This window comes from Variovorax glucosi (genome assembly GCF_051216695.1).
Taxonomy (GTDB): Bacteria; Pseudomonadota; Gammaproteobacteria; order Burkholderiales; family Burkholderiaceae_C; genus Variovorax.
On sequence record NZ_JBPJZE010000234.1, the window covers coordinates 1 to 1185 of the forward strand.

General features: G+C 62.0%; 1 protein-coding gene and 1 pseudogene. Both read left to right on the forward strand.

Annotated features, from left to right (window positions below):
- Nucleotides 1–508 (forward strand): annotated as a pseudogene (locus ACSFA3_RS24580) (hypothetical protein); the annotation flags it as partial.
- Nucleotides 509–544: 36 nt separating this feature from the next.
- Nucleotides 545–1087 carry a hypothetical protein gene (locus ACSFA3_RS24585; protein ID WP_435507985.1) on the forward strand — a complete coding sequence of 181 codons (543 nt, stop codon included), beginning with the start codon at nt 545–547 and terminating at the stop codon, nt 1085–1087.
- The last annotated feature ends 98 nt before the right edge of the window (nt 1088–1185 follow it).

Here is a 1185-nt window from a genome sequence, read left to right on the forward strand (position 1 = left end):
CTCGCAGCATGCTGTTGATGCGGGGCTCAACATCAACCTGCTGTCGCTGGCGAAGGTCACCACCAAGGTGACGGTGATCGAGCCGCCTTCGATAGCCATCGGCGGCATCGGCGCCAAGGCCTACAACGCGCAAGTTCGCACCTTCATCCACGTGACGACCGACGCCGGGCTGCTTGGTTCTCTGCTTGCGCCGCTACTGAAACTCGACCTCCCGATCGTGCTCGACGCGGTGACGGGTATCGGCACGCTGGTCGATATGTGCACGCCTGCGCTCCAGCAGCCGACCACCGGCAAGGATCGCGCGAAGTTCCAAGTGACCAGCAAGATCGCGAACGTATGGGTGGGGCAGATTGCGACGAGCGATCTGTTTTCCAAATCCACGGTTTGCAGCTATCCGACAACGCTGAAGGACATGGAGCTCATCAACGTGCTGGGGCTGCTCAGGGTGAACAACCACCTCGATCTAGGCGTGTTGCCCGGACCCAACTCCGAATTGACTCTTGCGTAAGGCGAGACTGGTACGACGCCAGTCAACAACCTGCAGGTGGGCACACTGGTATCGGACCTCCTGGCCCAGCTGACCAATCTCCTCTTCGGCAGCCAGACGCCGACGGGCACACCCACCAGTGCCCAGCTGGACAACCTGACCGCGCAGATCTGGAACAACACCGCAAGCATCTGCACGGCAAACACCACGGGCTGCTGGGGCCAGCGCTACGCCAGTGCCCTCAACACCATTCGCCAGAATTCGAACCAGAGCGGTCTGCTGACAGGCCTGCTGAACGGCGTTTTGGATCTCCTGACCGGCGTGCTGAATCCGTGCACCGGCCTGCTCGGACTGGGCGGCAGCGAAGCAGGCTGCAAGAACATGATCAAGGATTCGCTGTCAGCCAACAGCAGTGGAGCCGGCGGCGCCATCTCCAACGCGGTGTCGGTCCTGGCCGGCCTGCTCAAGCCGCTGCTCGACGCCATCGGCGCATCGGTCCTCACCCCTCTCCTGACAAACGTACTCGGCATCAACCTCGGCCAGGTCGACGTGAACCTGAAGTCGCTCGACTGCAAGGCCCTGCCCATGCTGGTGTATTGACGCTCCTCCCCGATGAATTCCCCCGCCTCCAACTTCGACGAACTCGGCCTCTTTGTCTGGGAAGGCAAAGCCGACATCCTCGACCGCATCGCGCGGTG